General features: G+C 64.0%; 7 protein-coding genes. 4 read left to right on the top strand and 3 right to left on the bottom strand.

All coding sequences use genetic code 11. The features are described from left to right. Positions 1-105: 105 nt before the first annotated feature. A complete protein-coding gene (locus RT424_RS23885) occupies positions 106-369 on the top strand; it encodes a hypothetical protein (RefSeq protein ID WP_036528746.1) in 264 nt (87 codons plus the stop codon). A gap of 33 nt (positions 370-402) precedes the next feature. On the opposite strand, the gene RT424_RS23880 is transcribed toward RT424_RS23885, so the two are convergent. Then, the gene (locus RT424_RS23880) at positions 403-1353 is read right to left on the bottom strand and encodes an NAD(P)/FAD-dependent oxidoreductase (protein WP_313443311.1); all 951 of its coding nucleotides are present in this window, start codon (positions 1351-1353) and stop codon (positions 403-405) included. A gap of 223 nt (positions 1354-1576) precedes the next feature. Here RT424_RS23880 and RT424_RS23875 point away from each other — a divergent pair, with 223 nt between their 5' ends. The 3 genes from RT424_RS23875 to RT424_RS23865 are packed head-to-tail and all read left to right on the top strand — an operon-like array spanning position 1577 to position 3967. Continuing rightward, positions 1577-2371, top strand: coding sequence for an alpha/beta hydrolase (locus RT424_RS23875; RefSeq protein WP_313443309.1), 795 nt, complete (start codon positions 1577-1579; stop codon positions 2369-2371). Positions 2372-2381: 10 nt separating this feature from the next. Then, entirely contained in the window at positions 2382-3296 is a 915-nt protein-coding gene (locus tag RT424_RS23870) for a PAS domain-containing protein (protein ID WP_313443307.1), read from the top strand. Next, positions 3284-3967 (top strand): ATP-binding protein, encoded by a 684-nt coding sequence (locus RT424_RS23865; protein WP_313443305.1) that lies wholly within the window; start codon positions 3284-3286, stop codon positions 3965-3967. Before RT424_RS23870 ends, RT424_RS23865 begins: the two co-directional genes overlap by 13 nt. Positions 3968-4083: 116 nt before the next feature. On the opposite strand, the gene RT424_RS23860 is transcribed toward RT424_RS23865, so the two are convergent. Next, on the bottom strand, positions 4084-4356 hold the full coding sequence (locus RT424_RS23860; protein ID WP_409521585.1) for a DUF1971 domain-containing protein: 273 nt from the start codon (positions 4354-4356) through the stop codon (positions 4084-4086). Positions 4357-4481: 125 nt separating this feature from the next. Continuing rightward, entirely contained in the window at positions 4482-4712 is a 231-nt protein-coding gene (locus RT424_RS23855) for a hypothetical protein (protein WP_313443302.1), read from the bottom strand. Between the last annotated feature and the right edge of the window lie 156 nt (positions 4713-4868).

The raw sequence follows: 4868 nt of genomic DNA, 5'->3' as shown, positions 1-4868 counted from the left end.
GATCCCAAAAAAGGCGCGGTGTCGTTCGGCGGTCCCAAATGTTTGCAACAGAGCCAGAAATTTTATTACGCTGTCGAATGCTACGGTAAAGCGCTATAGCGGTGCATGGCCCAGGAAGATCTCGACGCTTTGGCCACGGTGGTCCAGGACCTCAGGCGCGATCTCATCCGGCTGCAGGGCGCCTTCGCCCGCGATGCGCTCCTGTCGGGCCGCCATAGTCCCGATAGCCTTGGCGATCTTGTTGAGGAATGCGGCCATCTGGTCCCGGGCTATGAGGGATCCATGACGGAAGGGTTCGTGGAGGCGATCCGCAACTGCGGCATCGAGGGGGCACCGTTCACGGTCATTTCGGGCGGCAAGGACGGCTGAAAGGGGCCCGTCCCCTCAAAGAACGGTCAGGGGTTATCGGCGAAGCGGCGAGCGCTCCGCAAGGTCGTTGCGAATGGTGGTCGCTGCGACTCCCCCTTCGCCCATTGCATGGCTGATCTGGTCGAGCCCCAGGACGACGTCGCCGGCCGCATAGAGGCCCGGCACGCTGGTGCGCTGGTGGCTGTCCACCACCAGGCAGCCATCGTCCGTTGCCTTGGCGCCGAGATCGACCGCCAGCTCAGAATGGATCGTCGATCCAAGCGCAGGATAGAGGCTCGCGAAAGTCTGCGTGCCGTCGGGCGTCGCGACCTCGATGGCGTTCTCCCCGATCGCGAAGCTGGCGCAGGGCCCGTCCACGACCGCGATTCCGGCATCGCGCAGCGCCATTCTCTGCTCGTCGGACAGATCATGCGCGCCGGCCGGAGCGATCAGAGACAGGTCGCGGGAATAGCTGCGCAGGAAGATCGCCTCCTTCACCCCGCGCTCGCCAGTCCCCAGAACGCAGACGCGCCGATCGGTCACTTCAAAGCCGTCGCAGATCGGACAGTAACGCAGCAATCCCTGCTCGAGCGCCCGGGCGTGCATCGCCTCATCCATTGGGGGCCGATGGTTCGAAACGCCGGTGGCCAGCAGCACGGTCCGGCTCCTGAACGCGTTCGTTTCGCCATGGGCCACGAAATCGTCTCCGGCCCGCTCCAGCCGCGCGATCGAGGTCTGGGCGAGCGTCGCGCCATAGCGAAGAGCCTGCTCGCGCATGCGAGCAAGGAGGTCCGCCCCGGCAATACCCTCGGGAAAGCCGGCGTGATTACGGGTGAGGGGGATGAGGCCGGCCCGGCTGGCGCCGGCGTCGGCGATCGCGACCCGCAAATGGAAGCGGGCGAGATAGATCGCCGCCGTGAGGCCCGCGGGCCCACCTCCGATCACCAGACAATCCAGATCATCAGGTGCTGCGCGGCTGCGGCGCAAGGTCTCAGGATCGGGCATTGTGGCCAGCAGACTGCATGCAAATACCCCTGGGGAGGTTAACGCCCGATCATGTACGGGCGATCCGCGTGCCCGCTATAGGAGAATGGGTCGCGCAGGCCAACCATTCGTCCACGGACCAGACCGGTCGCGGCGGCCAAGGCTCGCAAGTTCTTGCACCCGCGCCGCGCATGTACGAAGATATAAGCCACCGGAAATAACGGACGGAGTTGGTGCGGAACGAATGAGCGTGCTTCAGCGAAACAATGTGACCGTCTCTGGCAGCGGCCGTCGCACAATTGTATTTGCCCATGGCTTCGGGTGCGACCAACAGGCCTGGAAGGACGTCATTCCCGCCTTTTCGACCGAGTACCGGACGGTCGCCTTCGATCATTTCGGCGCGGGCCAGTCGGACCTTTCCGCCTTCGATCCAGAAAAATATAGCAGCCTGCACGGTTACAAGCGCGACATTCTGGAGGTTCTGGACGCACTCGACCTTTCCGACGTCATCTTTGCGGGTCATTCGGTCGCGGGGATGATGGGTATGCTTGCCGCGATCGAGCAGCCGGATCGCTTCGCCTCCCTCATCATGGTGTGTCCCTCGCCCTGCTATGTCGACGAGCCCGGCTACAAGGGCGGATTTTCGCGCCAGGACCTGGATGAACTGCTTGAGGTGATCGACAGCAACTTTCTCGGATGGGCGCGTGACGGATCCCGCGCCATCATGGGCAATCCCGACAGGTCCGAGCTCGGTTCTGATCTGGGCGAGAGTTTCTGCCGCACCGATCCCAGCATCGCGGCCCATTTCGCGCGCGTGACGTTTCTTTCGGACCACCGCTCCGATTTACCAAAATGCGAAACCCGGCCCCTCGTCCTCCAAACGATGAGCGATATGGTCGCCCCCGAAGAGGTCGGGCAGTATGTGGCGGCGCGAATGCCCAATGCGCAGCTACATATCATGGCGGCTACCGGCCATTGTCCGCACATGAGCGCGCCGGCCGAGACCATCGAGGCGATGCGCCAGTTTCTGGATAGCTGAGGCGCCCCTAGTGTCCGAGCCGCCACCCGACGATCAGCCTCCCGAAGAAACGCTCGACGATCTCTACGATCATGCCCCGTGCGGTTATGTGACGCTCGACAGCCGGCTGCGCGTTGTCAGGATCAACGCGACGCTATTGTCATGGCTGGGAGTCGGCAAAGCCGATGTGGTCGGTCGGAAAATCCAGGATGTGCTGACGCCGGCCGGTCGGATTTTTTTCGAGACCCATGTGTCGCCGCTTCTTCACAGGGAGGGCGTCGTCCGGCAGGTCGCCATTGATCTGAGATGCGCTGAAGGCCGGCGCTTGCCGGTCCTGACGGAATGGCGGCGAGTGGATGTGGAGGGCCGACCTGTCGGTACGCGGATCATGCTCGTCGATGCGACCGATCGCAGATCCTATGAGCGGGATCTGGTCGCGGCGCGCGAACGAGCCGAGGAGAGCACCCGAGCGCTCAAGATCAGCGAGGCACGGCTGCGCGATCTTAACGAGACCTTGGAGGCCCGCGTCGCCGAACGAACCGCGGCGCTCAACCAGGCCCATGAACAGCTGCGCCATGCCCAGAAGCTCGAAGCGATCGGAACGCTGACCGGGGGCGTTGCGCACGACTTCAACAATTTGCTGACGCCCATCATCGGCGGCCTGGACATGCTTGAGCGGCGGGGGATTGGCGATGACCGCGCCAAGCGCACGATTGCCGGAGCGCTCGCCTCCGCGGAACGGGCAAAAACGCTGGTGCAGAGGCTGCTCGCTTTTGCCCGGAGGCAGCCGCTCAAGCCGGTCGCCGTCGACGTCGCAGCTTTGGTCCAGGGCATGGCCGACCTCATCGAAACCTCCGCAGGCCCGCAGATTGAGGTCCGCCTCGACGTGGATGAACCACGCCCCGCGCGCTGGCGGATGCGAACCAGCTCGAGATGGCGCTGCTGAACCTCGCAGTCAATGCGCGTGACGCAATGCCAGGCGGCGGCACCTTGACCCTCGGCGTGACCTTCGAGGCGAACGCGCGGGGTGAGGCAGGAGCGCCGCGCGTGCGGCTCTCGGTCGCCGACACCGGTACCGGGATGGATGAGGAGACCCTCGCGCGCGCAATCGAGCCCTTCTTCTCGACCAAGGGCGTTGGCAAAGGCACGGGGCTCGGCTTGTCGATGGTCCATGGCCTGGCGGCCCAGCTCGGCGGACACATGGGCATCGAAAGCCAGCCGGGGTCGGGCACCTGCATCGACTTGTGGCTGCCGCTTGCGCCGCAAGAGCCTTGCACGGCGCCGGTATCGAACACCCAAGCACCCGAGCGACGGGAGATCGGAATGGTCTTGCTCGTCGACGACGAAGACCTGATCCGCACGACAACCGCCGATATGCTCACCGAAATGGGCTATCGCGTGATCGAGGCCAATTGCGGCGCGGCCGCGCTGCGGTTGGTGGACGAGGGTCTCACGCCAGATCTTCTGATGACCGATCTTCTGATGACCGATCATCTGATGCCCGGCATGACGGGGACCGAACTGGCGCGGGCGCTTCGCGCGCGTCAGCCGATGCCGGTGCTCATCATCTCGGGCTACGCCGATTCTGACAGCATCGACCCGATCTCGCGCGCCTGACCAAACCCTTCCGGCAAGGCGATTTGACGCAGGCCCTGGCGCGGATCGGCATCGGACCCTGAAATCGGCCCTGCCGCGCTCAAGCATACCAAGGACTCTGGAGGTTGGGCACAGCCTCACCCATGGGGCGGTTCATTGTAGAAGTCGACCTGCATCCGCACGTTGTCCAGCGGCGTGACAAAATGCTCCTGCTCGGGTTTCACGACGCCCACGACACGCGGTTCGAGAACGATTTCGGATCGCGGCTCGACATAGGTGAGACGCAGGGCGCCTTCCAGGACGCGGATGACGCCCCAAACCCCCGCCTTGGTTCGATGATTGCCGCGCAGTCCGGAGGGGATTGTGTCCTGATCGAACACTGGCGTTGAACGATAGGGTTCGGGCATCATGTCGTCCGCTTGTGGCTCGAGAAGAGCCTGTGGCTGTGGCGCACCGGGAACCATGGCGCTTGGAAAGCCTAATCCACGGCGAGGACCGGTGCGAGAGGGGAAGGGCGCGGACCCGGCAAGATCGGCTATGCCGCAACCTGCTCGGCAAGCGGCATCACATACCATTGTCCGGCAACGGTCTTCAGCAAGAGCATGGGCCGGCCGCCGTCCACCTGCTGGAAGCGGTAGCGATCGTGAGCGCCGTTGGTTTCCACCCACGCACGCGCCCATTCGGTCGCTTTGAACTCGCTTTGGAATTCATCACTCTCAGCGACCGGCTGGCTTTGGTCGTCGTCGCGAAACAGCTGATAACGCATGGAATGTGTCCTTTCATTGGATGGTGAATGAAGTGGCGACGTCGTCAGGATTTCCCGGGCGTTCGCCTTTTGCCGGCATCCTGGCGCTGCGCGGCCTGGTCGAGCGCGCGGATCACCCGGTCGAGCATGGCGGCATTGCTGGCCGCCTTGGGCAGT

Source organism: Novosphingobium sp. (assembly GCF_032093395.1).
GTDB lineage: Bacteria > Pseudomonadota > Alphaproteobacteria > Sphingomonadales > Sphingomonadaceae > Novosphingobium.
This window is presented reverse-complemented; position numbering and strand designations above follow the sequence as displayed.

What these genes read in the sequence shown, in the direction of transcription:
- RT424_RS23885 (WP_036528746.1), top strand. Translation starts at nt 106, where the DNA reads ATGGCCCAGGAAGATCTCGACGCTTTGGCCACGGTGGTCCAGGACCTC.
- RT424_RS23880 (WP_313443311.1), bottom strand. Translation starts at nt 1,353, where the DNA reads ATGCCCGATCCTGAGACCTTGCGCCGCAGCCGCGCAGCACCTGATGAT.
- RT424_RS23875 (WP_313443309.1), top strand. Translation starts at nt 1,577, where the DNA reads ATGAGCGTGCTTCAGCGAAACAATGTGACCGTCTCTGGCAGCGGCCGT.
- RT424_RS23865 (WP_313443305.1), top strand. Translation starts at nt 3,284, where the DNA reads ATGGCGCTGCTGAACCTCGCAGTCAATGCGCGTGACGCAATGCCAGGC.
- RT424_RS23860 (WP_409521585.1), bottom strand. Translation starts at nt 4,356, where the DNA reads ATGATGCCCGAACCCTATCGTTCAACGCCAGTGTTCGATCAGGACACA.
- RT424_RS23855 (WP_313443302.1), bottom strand. Translation starts at nt 4,712, where the DNA reads ATGCGTTATCAGCTGTTTCGCGACGACGACCAAAGCCAGCCGGTCGCT.